12 protein-coding genes and 2 tRNA genes are annotated in these 14,276 nt (G+C 67.7%); 3 read left to right on the top strand and 11 right to left on the bottom strand.

Features of this window, described 5'->3' with window-relative positions:
* Positions 1–113: 113 nt before the first annotated feature.
* From ACFPJ1_RS06255 to gyrB, 6 genes are all read right to left on the bottom strand, one after another.
* Positions 114–186 (bottom strand) — tRNA-Ala (locus ACFPJ1_RS06255).
* Positions 187–196: 10 nt separating this feature from the next.
* Positions 197–328 carry a DLW-39 family protein gene (locus ACFPJ1_RS06250; protein WP_241995359.1) on the bottom strand — a complete coding sequence of 44 codons (132 nt, stop codon included), beginning with the start codon at positions 326–328 and terminating at the stop codon, positions 197–199.
* A gap of 32 nt (positions 329–360) precedes the next feature.
* A tRNA-Ile gene (locus tag ACFPJ1_RS06245) sits at positions 361–434 on the bottom strand.
* A 105-nt stretch (positions 435–539) separates the two neighbouring features.
* The gene (locus tag ACFPJ1_RS06240) at positions 540–1,685 is read right to left on the bottom strand and encodes a DUF3566 domain-containing protein (protein WP_380101915.1); all 1,146 of its coding nucleotides are present in this window, start codon (positions 1,683–1,685) and stop codon (positions 540–542) included.
* Positions 1,685–4,267, bottom strand: coding sequence for a DNA gyrase subunit A (gyrA, locus tag ACFPJ1_RS06235; protein ID WP_380102374.1), 2,583 nt, complete (start codon positions 4,265–4,267; stop codon positions 1,685–1,687). The genes ACFPJ1_RS06240 and gyrA overlap by 1 nt, the downstream gene beginning before the upstream one ends.
* A 171-nt stretch (positions 4,268–4,438) precedes the next feature.
* The gene (gene gyrB / locus ACFPJ1_RS06230) at positions 4,439–6,514 is read right to left on the bottom strand and encodes a DNA topoisomerase (ATP-hydrolyzing) subunit B (protein ID WP_380101913.1); all 2,076 of its coding nucleotides are present in this window, start codon (positions 6,512–6,514) and stop codon (positions 4,439–4,441) included.
* A gap of 280 nt (positions 6,515–6,794) precedes the next feature.
* Here gyrB and ACFPJ1_RS06225 point away from each other — a divergent pair, with 280 nt between their 5' ends.
* From ACFPJ1_RS06225 to ACFPJ1_RS06215, 3 genes are read left to right on the top strand one after another with little or no spacing between them, the layout of a single operon-like run.
* The gene (locus ACFPJ1_RS06225; protein ID WP_380101911.1) at positions 6,795–7,421 is read left to right on the top strand and encodes a hypothetical protein; all 627 of its coding nucleotides are present in this window, start codon (positions 6,795–6,797) and stop codon (positions 7,419–7,421) included.
* Positions 7,418–8,002: a DUF4352 domain-containing protein gene (locus ACFPJ1_RS06220; protein WP_380101909.1), complete on the top strand. Its 585-nt coding sequence runs from the start codon at positions 7,418–7,420 to the stop codon at positions 8,000–8,002. Before ACFPJ1_RS06225 ends, ACFPJ1_RS06220 begins: the two co-directional genes overlap by 4 nt.
* The gene (locus tag ACFPJ1_RS06215; RefSeq protein WP_380101907.1) at positions 8,002–8,559 is read left to right on the top strand and encodes a hypothetical protein; all 558 of its coding nucleotides are present in this window, start codon (positions 8,002–8,004) and stop codon (positions 8,557–8,559) included. The genes ACFPJ1_RS06220 and ACFPJ1_RS06215 overlap by 1 nt, the downstream gene beginning before the upstream one ends.
* A 36-nt stretch (positions 8,560–8,595) precedes the next feature.
* On the opposite strand, the gene ACFPJ1_RS06210 is transcribed toward ACFPJ1_RS06215, so the two are convergent.
* The 5 genes from ACFPJ1_RS06210 to dnaN are packed head-to-tail and all read right to left on the bottom strand — an operon-like array spanning position 8,596 to position 13,928.
* A complete protein-coding gene (locus ACFPJ1_RS06210; protein WP_380101905.1) occupies positions 8,596–9,942 on the bottom strand; it encodes a hypothetical protein in 1,347 nt (448 codons plus the stop codon).
* A gap of 55 nt (positions 9,943–9,997) precedes the next feature.
* On the bottom strand, positions 9,998–10,693 hold the full coding sequence (locus ACFPJ1_RS06205) for a DciA family protein (protein WP_380101903.1): 696 nt from the start codon (positions 10,691–10,693) through the stop codon (positions 9,998–10,000).
* On the bottom strand, positions 10,686–11,828 hold the full coding sequence (recF, locus tag ACFPJ1_RS06200) for a DNA replication/repair protein RecF (protein WP_380101901.1): 1,143 nt from the start codon (positions 11,826–11,828) through the stop codon (positions 10,686–10,688). The genes ACFPJ1_RS06205 and recF overlap by 8 nt, the downstream gene beginning before the upstream one ends.
* A gap of 1 nt (position 11,829) precedes the next feature.
* Positions 11,830–12,747, bottom strand: coding sequence for a phosphogluconate dehydrogenase (NAD(+)-dependent, decarboxylating) (gnd, locus tag ACFPJ1_RS06195; protein WP_380101899.1), 918 nt, complete (start codon positions 12,745–12,747; stop codon positions 11,830–11,832).
* Positions 12,748–12,782: 35 nt separating this feature from the next.
* Positions 12,783–13,928: a DNA polymerase III subunit beta gene (dnaN, locus tag ACFPJ1_RS06190; protein ID WP_380101897.1), complete on the bottom strand. Its 1,146-nt coding sequence runs from the start codon at positions 13,926–13,928 to the stop codon at positions 12,783–12,785.
* Positions 13,929–14,276 lie beyond the last annotated feature (348 nt).

Here is a 14,276-nt window from a genome sequence, read left to right as displayed (position 1 = left end):
GACCAGGGCGACGACGAGGTGGAGGGCTGATGTGGCACGCTGACGGATCTGGCGGCCAACCTCGGTGAGGGAGGGAGCCAGGAATCAGGCTCTGACCAGCGGAAAAGAGGTTGTGGAGACGAGGGGACTCGAACCCCTAACCCCTGCCTTGCAAAGGCAGTGCTCTGCCAGTTGAGCTACGCCCCCGTGGGGGTGGTCAGCGGCCCGGGGTGACCGGGTCGACGGCCTCGGCCCAGAGGTCCTGCTCGGCGCGGGCCTGCTGGGTCTTCTTGTAAGCGAAGTATCCACCGATGCTGGCCAGCAGGACCAGCAGAACCTTCTTCAGCACCGGGACTCCTTGGATCGCCTGTCGATCGGGGGTGGGCCTAACTGGACTTGAACCAGTGACCTCTGCCTTATCAGGGCAGCGCTCTAACCGTCTGAGCTATAGGCCCGCATTGCGGGGTCGAACCCGGGAGAGATTACCGCACTGAACGCCTGTCTCCCAAACCGGTTCCGATCGGGCCGGGCCGCGGCCCGATCGAACCCGGTTCCAGCCGTCAGTCTTCGGACGCGAGCGTCACCTCGAGGCCGCCCAGCAGGGTGGCCGCGATGTTGTAGAGGAACGATCCGAGTGTCGCCAGCGCGGTGATGATCAGCACATCCGCGCAGGCCAGCAGGGTGGTGAATCCCATCACCTTGCCGGTGTTGATGTAGTTCTCGATCCGGAACGGCTCGGCCGCCGGGGTACCGAGGACCTCCGTCACCGTGTTGTTGATGTTGTCGAAGACGCCGGCCGCGCCGATCGCGGACCAGACGATGAACACCGCGACCCAGACGACGATGCCGAAGGCGATCGACAGCAGGAACGAGGTCTTCATCACCGACCACGGGTCCAGCCGCGACAGGCGCAGCCGGGCCTTGCGGGTCTGATGCCTCGTCGACGTCTTCACGCTCGGCGAGGTCGACCTGCCGGCTCCGGTGGTCGCCCTGGCGCTGACCGCCGCGCCGGCGCCCACACTGGGCGCCTCGACCTTCGCGTCCGTGTTGACCCCGAACCGGTTCGTCTTGGTTTCGGTGCCGCTCCGGGCCTTGGGGTCAGAGCCCGAGGTCGCCGCCTCCTTGAGCGCGCCGGCCTTGTCGATGACCGCCTGCTTGGCCGCGTTCACCCGGTCCCCGAAGGACTCGCCGGTGGACGCCTTACCGGTCTGCCCGTACGACGGGGTCGCGGGCTGGCCGCCGCCCCCAGGCTGACCCGTGGGAGCCGGGAACCGCGGCTCCGGACGACCCGGAGTACTCGGGGTCGCCAGCGGTGGCCGCTGCGCCGAAGGAGCCTGGGAAGACCCGTGGGACGACGGCGGAACCACTGGCGGGGCCTGCTTCACGACCGGCCGGACCGGTGGCTGCTGCGGCGGCCGCGACGGCTTGGCCACGCTCGCCGGCCCCGGCTGGTTCGCCGGAGCACCCGAACGGGGCTGGCGGATCTCGCTGGGCTGCCCGTTCGGAGTACTGGGTCTTGGCTGGCCGTTGCCGGGGGTGCCGTTGCCGTTGGCGGAACTCTTGCCGTTTGCGCTGGGCGTACGACCGTTGGAGGTCGGTGTGGCCGTGGGGGTGGACTGGGACTTCCCGTTGCCGCCTTGCGGTGGCCGCTGGGATTTGCCGCTGTCCGCCCCGTCAGGCCATGTCGGCCTCGCGCGGTTGGTCATCAGGTGCCCTCCTGGCCGGCTTCGTCATCTTCGACGGTAGCCGCGCCGTCGACGTCCGTCGAATGCTGGTCATCATCCTGGACGCTCTGAGGGGCCTCTTCGGTTGGCAATCCGTCCACATCCTGGGCAGCAACCTCCCCGGCGCCCTCGACACCCTCGATCTCGACGGTGAGATCGGTGTTGCGGGCAATCGCGACCACAGCATCAGATTCCCCGACGCCCGCGAACTTAACCCCCATGGTGTCGCGGCCCTTGACCGGAACGCTGTCCACCCGGCTGCGCACGACCTGCCCGCTGGACTTGATCGCGAGCACCTGGTCGGAGTCGACGACGATCAGCGCGCCGACCAGCGAGCCGCGCTCGTCGTTCAGCTTGACCGCCTTGATGCCGAGACCGCCGCGACCCTGCTGGCGGTACTCCGAGACCCGGCTGCGCTTGGCGTAGCCGGCGTCCGTCACGGTGAAGACGTACTGCGCGTCCTCCTCCGAGCCGGCCCGGATCACGGCCATCGAGAGCAGCTCGTCGCCGTCGCGGAACTTCATCCCGGTGACACCGGAGGTGGCCCGGCCCATCGGGCGCAGTTGCTCGTCGTTCGCGGTGAAGCGGATCGACTGGCCCTTCTTGGAGACCAGCATCAGGTCGTCGTCGGCCGAGGCGAGCTCCGCACCGATCAGCTCGTCGTCCTCGTCGCGGAAGTTGACCGCGATGATGCCGCTCTGCCGGGCCGAGTCGTAGTCGGTCAGCGCCGTCTTCTTCACCAGACCACGCTTGGTGGCCAGCAACAGGTAGGGCTGCTGCTCGTAGTCGCGCAGCGTCAGGACCTGGGCGATCTCCTCGTCCGGCTGGAACGACAGCAGGCCCGCCACGTGCGAGCCCTTGGCGTCGCGTGCGGACTCGGGCAGCTGCCACACCTTGGCCCGGTAGACCCGGCCCTTGGTGGTGAAGAACAGCATCCAGTGGTGGTTCGTGGTGGCGAAGAAGTGCCCGATCTCGTCCTCGGCCCGCATGGTGGCGCCGCGAACACCCTTGCCGCCGCGGTTCTGCGTGCGGTACAGGTCGGTCTTGGTGCGCTTCGCGTAGCCGCCGCGGGTGATCGTGACGACCACGTCCTCGTCCGGGACCAGGTCCTGCACGGACAGGTCGCCGTCGGCCGCGATGATCTCGGTCCGCCGCTCGTCGCCGAACTTCTCGACGATCTCGGCCAGCTCGTCGCGGACGATGTTCCGCTGCCGCACCGGGTCGGCCAGGATGTCCTCGAGGTCGGCGATGACGGCCTCGAGCTCGTTCAGCCGGTCGATGATCTTCTGCCGCTCCAGGGCGGCCAGGCGGCGCAGCTGCATGTCCAGGATCGCCTGGGCCTGCACCTCGTCGATGTCCAGCAAGCTGATCAGGCCCTGGCGGGCCTCGTCGACGTCCGGGCTGCGCCGGATCAGCGCGATGACCTCGTCCAGCGCGTCGAGCGCCTTCACGTAGCCGCGGTAGATGTGGGCCTGCTTCTCGGCCTCGCGGAGGCGGTAGCGGGTCCGGCGCTGGATGACCTCGATCTGGTGGTCGATCCAGTGCGTGATGAACAGGTCCACGCTGAGCGTGCGCGGTACGCCGTCGACCAGCGCGAGCATGTTGCAGCCGAAGGTGTCCTGCAGCTGCGTGTGCTTGTAGAGGTTGTTCAGTACGACGCGGGGCTGGGCGTCCCGCTTCAGCACGATCACCAGGCGCTGACCGGTCCGGGACGACGTGTCGTCGCGGATGTCGGCGATGCCGTTCATCTTGCCGGTGTTGACCAGCTCGGCGATCTTCTGCGCCAGGTTGTCCGGGTTGACCATGTAGGGCAGCTCGCTGACGACCAGGCTGGTCCGGCCCTTGGCGTCCTCCTCGATGTCGACCACCGCGCGCATCGTGACCGAGCCACGACCGGTGCGGTAGGCGTCGTCGATGCCCTTGTAACCAACGATCAGGGCGCCGTTCGGGAAGTCCGGGCCCTTGATGTGCTCCATGCACGCCGCCAGGACCTCTTCCTGGCTGGCGTCCGGGTTCTCCAGGCACCAGTTCGCCGCGGCGGCGACCTCGCGCAGGTTGTGCGGCGGGATCTGCGTCGCCATCCCGACCGCGATCCCGGCCGAGCCGTTCACCAGCAGGTTCGGGAAGCGGCTGGGCAGGATCACCGGCTCCTGCGAGCGGCCGTCGTAGTTGGGGCGGAAGTCGACCGTGTCCTGGTCGATGTCGCGCACCATCTCCATCGCCAGCGGGGCCAGCCGGCACTCGGTGTATCGCATCGCGGCGGCCGGGTCGTTACCCGGCGAGCCGAAGTTGCCCTGGCCCTGGATCATCGGCGCGCGCATCACCCATGGCTGCGCCAGCCGCACCAGGGTGTCGTAGATCGCCGAGTCACCGTGCGGGTGGTACTGACCCATCACGTCACCGACGACGCGCGAGCACTTGGAGAAGCCCCGGTCCGGCCGGTAGCCGCCGTCGTACATCGCATAGAGGATGCGACGGTGCACCGGCTTGAGGCCGTCGCGCACCTCCGGCAGCGCGCGGCCGACGATGACGGCCATCGCGTAGTCGAGGTACGACTGCTGCATCTCCGTCTGCAGATCGAGGGGCTCGATCCGGTCGTGTCCCGGAGAAATGGGGGTCTCGGTCATCTGGTGCTCGTCCCGTTCGTGTCAGTACGTCGGTGAGGTCGGCGCTGCGAGGGGTCCGCCGGGCCCGGGCAACCGTGGGCTGCCCCGGCTCCAGGGGACGCGGCGGGCCTAGATATCAAGGAAGCGGACGTCCTTGGCGTTGCGCTGGATGAAGTTCCGGCGGGCCTCGATGTCGTCGCCCATCAGCGTCGCGAAGGTCTCGTCGGCGCGGGCGGCGTCGTCCAGGGTGATCTGCAGCAGCACCCGGTTGGCCGGGTCCATCGTGGTCTCCCACAGCTCCTGCGCGTTCATCTCACCCAGACCCTTGTACCGCTGGGTGCCGTTCTCCTTCGGCAACTTCTTGCCGGCCTCGGCGCCCGCCGCCATCAGGCCGTCCTTCTCGCGCTCGGTGTAGGCCAGCTCGTGCGGCGAGTTGCTCCACCGGATCTTGTACAGCGGCGGCTGTGCGGCGTACACGTGACCGCGCTCGATCAGCGGCCGCATGAAGCGGAACAGCAGGGTGAGCAGCAGCGTCCGGATGTGCTGGCCGTCGACGTCGGCGTCGGCCATGATCACGATCTTGTGGTACCGGAGCTTCTCCTCGTCGAAGTCCTCGTGGATCCCGGTGCCGAGGGCGGAGATGATCGCCTGGACCTCGTTGTTCTGCAGGACCTTGTCGATCCGGGCCTTCTCGACGTTCAGGATCTTGCCGCGGATCGGCAGGATGGCCTGGAACTTCGGATCGCGGCCACCCTTGGCGGAGCCACCGGCCGAGTCACCCTCGACGATGTAGACCTCGCACTCCTCCGGGTTCGTCGACTGGCAGTCGGACAGCTTGCCCGGCAGCCCGCCGCCACCCAGCAGGCCCTTGCGGTTGCGGGCCAGGTCGCGCGCCTTGCGGGCGGCGATCCGGGCACTCGCGGCCGCGGTGGCCTTGCGGATGATCTCGCGCCCCTCGGCCGGGTTCTGCTCGAACCAGGCACCGAGCCGGTCGTTCACGACCCGCTGGACGAAGCCCTTCACCTCGGTGTTGCCGAGCTTGGTCTTGGTCTGGCCCTCGAACTGCGGGTTGCCCAGCTTGACCGAGATGATCGCGGTCAGGCCCTCGCGCACGTCGTCGCCGGTGAGCCTGTCCTCCTTCTTCTTGATCATGCCCTGGTCCTCGCCGAACGAGTTGACCAGTGAGGTGAGCGCGGCCCGGAAGCCCTCTTCGTGGGTGCCGCCCTCATGCGTGTTGATCGTGTTCGCGAAGGTGTGCACCGACTCCTGGAACGAGCCGCTCCACTGCATCGCCACCTCGAGGCTGAGGCTGTCGTCGCCCTGGGCCGCCTCGAAGGCGATCACGTCGCGGTGCACCGTCTCGCGGATGCCGGTCAGGTACTTGACGTAGTCGACCAGGCCGTCGTCGTACTTGAAGGACTGCTCGACCGGCTCGCCGTCGGCGGTGTGGTCCGGGCGCTCGTCCCGGATCACCAACTCGAGGCCCTTATTCAGGAACGCGTACTCGCGGAAGCGGGTGGACAGCGTCTCGAAGGAGTAGACCGTCGTCTCGAAGACGTCCGGGCTGGGCCAGAAGGTGATCGTGGTGCCGTTCGAGTCCGACGTCCCGACCTCGGCCAGGTCCGCGTCGGGCACGCCGACGGTGAAGGACTGGGTGTAGGCCTTGCCGTTCGTCTTGACGTCCACCCGCAGGCGGCTGGACAGCGCGTTCACCACGGAGACGCCGACGCCGTGCAGGCCACCGGACACCTTGTAACCGCCGCCGCCGAACTTGCCGCCGGCGTGCAGCACGGTGAGCACGACCGTGACGGCCGGCTTGCCCTCGGACTCGACGATGCCGACCGGGATACCGCGGCCGTTGTCGACTACGCTCACACCGCCGTCGGCCAGCAGCGTGACCACGATCTTGTCGCAGTACCCGGCGAGCGCCTCGTCCACCGCGTTGTCGACCACCTCGTAGACCAGGTGGTGCAGACCGCGTTCACCGGTGGACCCGATGTACATGCCCGGCCGTTTCCGGACCGCGTCGAGGCCCTCGAGGACCTGGATCGCGCTCGCGTCGTACTCCGTCTCCACGATGCTGGAGGGGATCACGCTGAGTGGTACTTCGGTGCCGGTGCTGTCGGCGGACGGGGTTACATCGATCTCGGTCGGCTCGTCGGTCACCGGCTGTTGTCCTCCTCGGACCCCACGCGCGCGGGGCATTGATGCACAGTAGAAGCCGCCCCTACTGTGTTCATCAGCGGTGCGGCTTTCTCAACAGCTCCATCTTACCCGTCGACCGAAGCAGAACCTGCCATGAGGCGGCTCTAACTGTGGACAGGGCGTGTTTTCGGACTCGTGTCCATGTCCCCCCACGCGGGGAGGGGGCTCCGAAAGCGCTCACGGCGCTCAGTGGCTTCTGGCCGGATCACGGCTGACTGTCTGCCGGACGAGACTCGACGCACCCGGCCGACCGCCCCTCCCGCCCCTTAGGATCGCTGCCGTGGAAAGTCTCGACGACGTCATCGACGCCATGATCGCCGACCGGGTGATCCACCGGCACCGACGCAAATGGCTGATCGCCATCGCCCTGATCGTCGTCGTGGTCCTCGTCATCCTGTTCACCGGCGGCTGGAAGGAGAAGCAGGGCCGCAGGGTCGACACGGTCGACGCACCCACCACCTTCGAGGCCGGCCGGTACGAGTTCGGCGTCACCTCGGCGCAGATCATCCGGACGCCGAAGACGAAGTACGACCCGGCCAAGGCACGGGTGGAACTGTCGCTCGACGTGAAGAACATCGACGACGAGGAGCACAAGAGCAACTCGCTGTCGGGCAAGATGGTTCTTCTGGTGGTCGGCGGCGGCGAGGACCCGATCGAGTCGAACGGGGCGACCTGCCGCGGCGCCATCAACTGGGTCTTCGTCTACGGCCTGCCGGCGGAGTCCTGCACCACGAAGTTCGACGTACCGGCCGATTTCACCGGCGACAAGCTCGAGTTCGGCTTCCTGGCGGAGAGCTACGACTCCGACATCGGTTTGCTCGGCGCGTCCGAGGACCCGTACTGGCACAACGAGAAGGCCGCCATGGTGGTCCGGGTGCCCACGACGACCACGACGGAGACCAAGTGAAGCTGTATCGCACCAGCACGGTGCTCGTCGGCGTCCTCTTCGTGCTGCTCGGCGGACTGACCCGGCTGGCGACGCCGGAGCGGGTCTACGACTCGGAGAACCGGGAGGTCGTGCACGGCACCATCGGCGAGACGCTGAAGTACCGCGACTCGACCATCACCGTGCACCGGATGAAGGTCGCCAAGGCCTACGTCGACGACGACGACAAGCCGGTCGAGACCAACGGCGCCTTCGTCGCGGTCGAGTACGAGACGGTCCGCGGCACCGAGGACGTCGGCAGCAACGACGCCACCCTGACCACCGACGACGGTACGGAGTACCGGCCGGTCGCCGCCACGATCGTCAACGGCGCCGACTTCGCCGAGCCGGGTTTCGCCCGGTCCGGCAGTCTCGTGTTCGAGGTGAACACCGCTGACCTCAACGGGCTCACCCTCAACTTCGTCACGGTCCAGTTCTGGACGGTGCTGACCCAGGACGTCTCCGTCGACCTCGGGGTGCCCGACGAGAAGGTCGCCCAGCAACTCATCGACACCGCGGCGCCGGAGTACGTGATCCCCAAGTCCGTCACCCGGGTGGCCTGATGAATCCCTCGAACCGCCTGCTCCGGCTCACCGCGCAGATCTCCCTGCTGATCGCACTGCTGGGCGTCAGCGCCTTCCTGGTGCTCCGGGTTTATCTGGACGATGAGGAGAACGTCTACGACAACGGCGCCGTCACCGAGGTGGTGGGGCCCGGACCGGCCACGATCGGCCTGGTCGAGTGGAAGCTCGATTCGCTGCAGCCGTACACGAAACTGGTGGACGACAACAACAAGCCGATCGACCTCGACCAGCCGGCCGGTTCGGTGGTGATCGTCGCGACCGCGTCCCTCACGCCGAAGGACGGGCTGAAGATGGACTCCGACGGGTTCACCTGTGAGGCGAAACTGCGCGACGACCGGGGCAACCTGTGGAAGAGCCAGAGCGCCTACGGATTCCCGCTGCCGACGTACTGCGACGACGACGACCACCCGTTCACCCGGAACAAGGCGGGGAAGCTCGCGCAGGTCTACGTGGTGCCCGAGTCCGCCGTACCGCACCTGACCGGTCTCCAGGTCGAGAACCTCAAAGAGCGCCGGCGCATCCTGCTGACCCGCTGAGATCGCCAGGCCCAGGCAGCCGCTCTGCCGGCTGACTCAGACCGTGGCGGGTTCGGGTTCGCGTTCGTACTTCTTCTCGTCGGCGGTCGCGGCGGCCTCCGCTGCCTCTGCCCGGCGTTCCGCGCCGACCGAGATGCACAGGTCGAAAGCGGCGGCCAGCAAGGCGATCCGGAGCGTCTCGAACACGACGTCCCGGATCGCGGCCGCGATCTCGTGGTTCATCAGACCCCACTGCTGCCCGTGGACGCCGATCCCGCGCTGCAGCGCGACGAACGCCCAGTCGCTGCCGAGCAGCCAGAAGGTGTAGACCATGCAGACCACGCCGAGGAAGACCGGTCCGACCCGGACCAGCAGCCGGAAGGCGTTCAGTGCTGGGTAGAACTTCTCCCGCAGACCGCCCAGCAGCAGGTTCGGCGCCTGGTTGGTGAGCGCGACGATCCTGTTCTGCTTCGGCGCGTCCGGATCGACCCGATGCCCGAGGCGGCGCTCGAGCCGGGTGCCGCGGAACACCGCGCCGCTGGACAGCACCCGGTGTCCGAAGACGACGGTAGTGATCGCGAGCCAGGTCAGCGGTTCGGCGACACCGAGCTTGAACAGCGGCCAGAGGGACTCCCAGAAGAAGCCCCAGAGGAACTCGAGGCCAGCCGGGACCGGGATGTGGATACCGGCGAAGAACTCCTTCGCGCCGTCCCACCAGTCGACCGAGAGGTACCAGAAGTTCCGTTCCTTGAACCAGGACTTGAAGTCCGCGATCGCGAACGGCGTGACCACCACGGTCAGCAACAGGAAGAACGACTCGGCCCAGACCTGGGTGAACTTGGCCGGCCGGCTCGGCCAGCGGTCGTCGATGGCCTCGATCACCCGGCGAAGGACCAGCAGGATGACGATCGCCGGCAGGTAGGCGCGATAGGCCGTCCCACCGAGCTCGAAGAACTGGCCACCCGGCTGCAGACCACGCTGCACGAGGTTGCTGGTGGTCAACTCCTGGACCTGGTCATCGAGGAATCCCCAGGCCGACCAGACGGCGACCAGCGGCAGCAGGGTGATCGAGAGCAGTTCCAAGAGCCCGCGTTGCGTCGGGTCCGACGTCTCCTCGGCCTTGTTGGTGGCGGCGTCGCGCCAGCGGTACAGCGAGTTGGCGCAGGTCCGGATCATGCCGACAGTGGCGGCGATCTGGATCAGTACGCCGGCCGAGAAGACGCCGACGCCGAGGCTCGAGTGCTGGTGCTCCGACAGCCAGATGGCAGCACTGATCGAGGCCCGGAAGCCGATATAGCCGGCCAGGAACCAGGTCACCAGGGGCAACAGGTTCCGCCACCACAGCCGGAACGTGTCGCCGATCAGGTGGACCATCTCGCGGAAACCGTCAACGATCGTGCGCATCGGGCCGATCCTAGGGGATCGGGTGGGTCTCCAGGCCACCCCTCAATGGGGTCCGTCAGCCGTAGGTGTCACGAGGGCCGCGACCGCCACGCACGGTGCGGGGGCCCTTGCGCCAACTCGGCGTGTGCGGGCCTTGCACGTTGACCCTGGTGACAGTGCCGTCGCCGAGTTCGGCGTTCAGCCGGCGGACCAGATCGGGCGCCAGCATCTTCAGCTGCGTGGCCCACGCGGTCGAGTCGGTCCGCACGGTGAGCTCGGTGTCCTGGTAGCTCTCGGGCTTGCAGTGCGAGGCCATCTCGGGTCCGACGATCGACGGCCAGCGCGCCATCACGCCGTGCACCGCGACGTCGACCTCCCAGCCCTGCTCCCGCATCAGCCGGCCGAGGGTGTTCGTCAGCAGTTGGGGATCGCGCTCATCCGGTCGGGATCCGCTGACCTGCGTACCGGTGGCCCGCCGGCGACGGGTCCGCTTGACCGGTTTGATCGGGCCATTCGCCGCCATCCCCTTCAATCGACCGGCCAGCGACTTGGCCAGCTCGAGGCCCTGCTTGTCGTGCTCGGAGCCCTTCTCCGGCGTTTCGGGGGAGTCGTCGACCTCGCTCTCGAAGCCGCTCTCAGAGGAATTCCGGGGTTTCGGCTCGCTCCGGACGGGTTCGGCGCGCGGTTTCGGTTCGGGTCGATCGGGCAGAGGCTGGGCTCCGAACCCGCCGAGCAGGTCCGCGTCCGGACGGAGGTCCCCGTCCTCAGGCACGCCGGACCGTCCCGTCGGCGACATCGAACCGGGCCCCACTCAGCTCTGCCGGTACGTCGGCCCCGACCGCGGCGGTGACGAGCACCTGTTCCGCGGGCGAGACCAGTTCGGCCAGGCGATCGCGGCGCTGGGTGTCGAGCTCGGCGAACACGTCGTCCAGGATCAACACCGGCTCACCCCCGTCCGACCTGAGCAACTCGTACGACGCCAGCCGCAGCGCGAGCGCGAACGACCAGGACTCACCGTGACTCGCGTACCCCTTCGCAGGCAAGTCCCCGAGTCCGAGCACCATGTCGTCGCGGTGCGGCCCGACCAGCGACACCCCGCGATCGAGCTCGTCCGACCGCCGCTCGTGTACTGCGCTGAGGATCACCTCCGCGAGCTCTTCCCGCGAGGTCACCCCTGGCTCCAACGGCACCGACGACTTGTACTCGAGCCGGGCATCACCCTTGCCTCGGGCAACAGCGTCGTACGAGCCGGAGACCAGCGGGCGCAGGGATTCCAGCAGTTCGAGCCTGGTCGCGAGGAGTTCGGAGCCGGCTCGCGCGAGGTGCGAGTCCCACACCTCGAGGGTGCGGAGTGGTCCCTCGACGGCGCCGCCCGATCGGTTCTGCCGACGGGCGATCGAGGCACTCTTCAGCAGGGAGTTCCGCTGCTTGAGAATGCGGTCGTAGTCCTGCCGGACACCTGCCATCCGGGGTGTCCGCAGGGTGAGCAACTCGTCCAGGAACCGTCGCCGCTCGGACGGATCACCCTTCACCAGGGCGAGGTCCTCGGGCGCGAAGAGCACCGTACGGAGCAATCCGAGCACGTCCCGGGGCCGGGGAACCGGCGCGCGGTTCACCCGGGCCCGATTTGCCCTCCCAGGATTGATTTCCAGCTCGATCACCAGATCGCGTTCGTGGTCGGAACGGACCTCGGTGCGCACGATCGCCCGCGCGGCGCCGGCTCGAACCAGGGGAGCGTCGTTCGCCACCCGGTGCGAGCCGAGCGTCGCGGTGTAGTGGATCGCCTCGACCAGGTTGGTCTTGCCCTGACCGTTCGGTCCGACGAAGGCGGTCACACCCGGCGCGAGCTGGACCTCCGCCTGCTGGTACGACCGGAAATCGACCAGACCCAGGGCGGTGACATACACCTCAGTGCTTGATCGGCGGTGTCGCGTACGACGGGTCCTCGGCGCCCTTCACCGCGTGGCCGCCGAACTGGTTCCGCATCGCCGCGATCGCCTTCATCGCGGGGGAGTCGTCCTGCCGCGAGGCGAACCGCGCGAACAACGACGCGGCGATCGCCGGCACCGGTACGGCGTGGTCGATCGCGGCCTCGACGGTCCAGCGGCCCTCGCCGGAGTCCTCGGCGTAGCCGCGGATCTTGTCCAGGTGGGTGTCTTCCTTGAGCGCGTTCACCATCAGGTCGAGCAACCAGGACCGGATCACGGTGCCCTCGCGCCAGGAGTCGAACGTCTCCGGAACGTTCTCGACGATGTCCGCGGCCTCGAGCAGCTCGAAGCCCTCGGCGTATGCCTGCATGATCGCGTACTCGATGCCGTTGTGGACCATCTTGGCGAAGTGGCCGGCGCCGACCTTGCCGGCGTGCACGAAGCCGAACTCACCCTCGGGCTTGAGCGCCTCGAAGATGGGCATCACCGTCGCGACCGTGTCGGTGTCTCCACCACACATCAGCGCGTAGCCGTTCTCCAGACCCCAGACACCACCGGAGACACCGCAGTCGACGAACTTGATGCCCTTGGTGGCGAGCTGCCCGGCCCGGCGGATGTCGTCGGTCCAGCGGCTGTTGCCGCCGTCGATCACGATGTCGCCCTCGGACAGCAGCTCGGCGAGCTCGGTCAGTACCGGGTCGACGGCCTGCACCGGCACCATCACCCAGACCACCTTCGGCTGGTCCGGTGCCGTCAGCTTGCCGACCATGTCGGCGAGATCCGTCGCGTCGGAGATGCTCGCGTTGTGGTCGAAGCCGACCACGTTCAGGCCCGCGGCACGCATCCGCTCGCGCATGTTGCCGCCCATCTTGCCGAGACCGACAAGGCCGAGCTCCATCGTGAATCCCCTTGTTCTGTTGGCTTTCCCTGGGTTCAGCTGTTCAGGCGAACCGGCATCAGCACATACCGGAACTCGCTGATCGGGTCGCCTTCGAAGTCCTTCACGCCGGTCAGCTCGGCCGGCTTCGTCGCTTGGGTGAACGCCAGATGGGCGACCGATGTTCCAATCGCGTTCAGGCCGTCGAGCAGGTACGTCGGGTTGAAGCCGACGGTCACCGGTTCCCCGACGACCCGCGCTTCAATCGACTCCGACGCCTGCGCCTCGTCGCCGCTGCCGGCGTCGAGCGTCACGGTGTCCTCGGAGAAGGTCAGCCGGACGGGCGCGTTGCGCTCGGCCACCAGGGCGACACGCTTCACGGCCTCGACCAGGGTGGCGGTGTCGATCCGCACCCGGGTCGCGATCGCCGCGTCGGTCGGGATGATGCCGCGAACCTTCGGGAACTCGCCGTCGAGCAGGCGGGTGGTGGCGCGCCGGTTGCCGCCGGAGACCTGACCCTCGAAGCCGACGATGCCCTCACCGCTGCCAGGGGTGGCCAGAGAGACGACGATGTCGGTTCCGGTCATCGCTTTCGCGGTTTCCGACAGGACCCGGGCCGGGATAAGGGCTGCAGCAGAGGCATCTGGGCTTTGCGGGTTCCACTCGAGCTCACGGATCGCCAACCGGTACCGGTCGGTCGCGAGCAGCGAGATGGTGGATCCCTCGATCTCGACCCGTACGCCGGTCAGCACCGGAAGGGTGTCCTCCCGGCCCGCGGCGGTGACCACCTGGGCGACCGCTTGGGCGAAAACGTCGCTCCGGACGGTGCCACTGGCCGCCGGCAGATCGGGCAGAGCCGGATATTCCTCTGTGGGAAGCGTCTGGAGCGTGAAGCGCGAGGTGCCACAGGTGACTTGCGCCTTCGCGCCGTCCACAGCGATGTCCACGGGCTGGTTCGGGAGACTCTTCGAGATGTCGGCGACGAGCCGGCCGGAGATCAGGCACTTGCCGGTGTCCGCCACCTGGGCGGGCACGGTGACGCGCACGGAGGTCTCGTAGTCGAAGCCGGACAGGGTGATCTGCCCTTCCTCGGCCTCGATGAGAAGTCCCGCAAGGATCGGGACGCTGGGACGACTGGGCAAACTGCGCGCGGCCCAGGCCACCGACTCGGCCAGTACGTCGCGCTCGACGCGAAACTTCACCGCTGGGTGCCTCCTGATTCGGCTGTGTGCCAGGCAGATCCTGCCACGGACAGATGTGATGTGCGCCAACCGGGCTTGACGTGGCGGTTCGGGCGGGTCGCGACCCGAGCTTTTCGGGGCTCGTGAGGACAGCCTGACAGGTCGTGCAAGAGGGGCCGGCAGCAGGTACGAAATCGAGGTTTTCCCCAGGTTGGGCGCCCAGACCCTTTTGTGGACTGGGACTTCCTTACAGATTCCATAGGGTTCTTCGCACCGGTGGAAACTGTGGACAAGTGACGAGTTCGCAGGTCAGAGGCCGAAAGTGGCTGGGGACCGGGTGTGGATGAAATCGGGGCGTTCTCTGGACGG

It is taken from the genome of Kribbella qitaiheensis, from assembly GCF_042657745.1.
Lineage (GTDB): Bacteria > Actinomycetota > Actinomycetes > Propionibacteriales > Kribbellaceae > Kribbella > Kribbella qitaiheensis.
The sequence above is the reverse complement of the archived record's forward strand: the minus strand, read 5'-3'. Positions and strand labels throughout refer to the sequence as shown.

What these genes read in the sequence shown, in the direction of transcription:
- ACFPJ1_RS06240 (WP_380101915.1), bottom strand. Translation starts at nt 1,685, where the DNA reads ATGACCAACCGCGCGAGGCCGACATGGCCTGACGGGGCGGACAGCGGC.
- gyrA (WP_380102374.1), bottom strand. Translation starts at nt 4,267, where the DNA reads ATGCAGCAGTCGTACCTCGACTACGCGATGGCCGTCATCGTCGGCCGC.
- gyrB (WP_380101913.1), bottom strand. Translation starts at nt 6,514, where the DNA reads ATGCCCCGCGCGCGTGGGGTCCGAGGAGGACAACAGCCGGTGACCGAC.
- ACFPJ1_RS06215 (WP_380101907.1), top strand. Translation starts at nt 8,002, where the DNA reads ATGAATCCCTCGAACCGCCTGCTCCGGCTCACCGCGCAGATCTCCCTG.
- ACFPJ1_RS06210 (WP_380101905.1), bottom strand. Translation starts at nt 9,942, where the DNA reads ATGCGCACGATCGTTGACGGTTTCCGCGAGATGGTCCACCTGATCGGC.
- gnd (WP_380101899.1), bottom strand. Translation starts at nt 12,747, where the DNA reads ATGGAGCTCGGCCTTGTCGGTCTCGGCAAGATGGGCGGCAACATGCGC.